The organism is Mesorhizobium sp. P2_D1, assembly GCF_056404455.1.
In genome coordinates this window covers 1-1055 of the sequence record NZ_JBFUDZ010000138.1, presented here as the reverse complement: position 1 = coordinate 1055, position 1055 = coordinate 1, and the positions used below count along the sequence as shown (strand labels likewise).

General features: G+C 59.9%; 1 protein-coding gene. It reads left to right on the top strand.

Annotation, left to right across the window (positions count from 1 at the left end):
- Positions 1-62: 62 nt before the first annotated feature.
- Positions 63-698 carry a maleylacetoacetate isomerase gene (gene maiA / locus AC1D0I_RS32570; RefSeq protein ID WP_477400180.1) on the top strand — a complete coding sequence of 212 codons (636 nt, stop codon included), beginning with the start codon at positions 63-65 and terminating at the stop codon, positions 696-698.
- Positions 699-1055: the final 357 nt, after the last annotated feature.

Here is a 1055-nt window from a genome sequence, read left to right as displayed (position 1 = left end):
ATCGGTAACCGAATGGTGCTGAGTGAAGCGCTCAAAACCGCGTTACACTGCGGCAAACCGACGTGAGCGAGATCGTTCTCTATGATTACTGGCGCTCGTCTGCGAGCTACCGTGTGCGCATCGCGCTCAACAACATCGGCCTCGCTTATCGAGCAGTCCCCGTAAACCTCCTGGACAAGACCCATAAATCGCGGGACCATCTGGCACGCAATCCGCAAGGTCTCGTACCCGTGCTCGACATCGACGGCGTGGTGCTGACCCAGTCGCTGTCGATCATCGAATATCTCTGCGAAGCCCGCGAGGCCACATTGCTGCCGAAAGATTCGCCCGGCCGCCAGCGCGTTAGGGCTCTCTCCCACGCGATCGCCATGGATATTCATCCTGTGTGTAACATGGGCGTCTGCGCCCATGTCATGGAACTCACTGGAGGCGGCGACGCAGTCCGCACTGCTTGGATGCGTAAGTTTATCGGGGAGGGGCTTCGCGCGTTTGAAACCCTGCTCACGCATCCGTCAACTGGCAGATTCTGTCATGGAGACAGCCCGACTATGGCAGATTTCTGCCTTGTGCCGCAGGTCTACAATGCTGAGCGATGGGGTGTCGATCTCAAGGACATGCCCCGCATTCGGGCCATCGATTCCACTTGTGCGGAACTGCCAGCCTTTCGCGCGGCCCATCCGGAAGCGGTAAAGACATGATTGCGAAAGTGCGCCCCGTGCACCTAGGGCGACCACTTGAACGCCAGCTCACGACATAAAAAGCAGCCCGATAGCCTTCCCATGAAGGCCGGTGCCGCGTCGGTCGCGGGCGCGCTGTCACAGGGCCAGAACTGAGCCTCACCAAAAACTTCTCCGGACCGGTGCGTCCGATTTGGCCTGCTTCGCCGGTTTCGGCGTCGGCAATCCTGCGCTTTGCAATTCTTCGCGTAAACACCGAACCGACATCGCATTGCTGGTCTGACTTCGCTTGCGCCGAGTTCTATCGGACGTCACCGCCGGCCGCAGGCTGACGAGCCTGATAACCGAGGCCGTGCAGAGGCGCTCTGGGTCAACGGC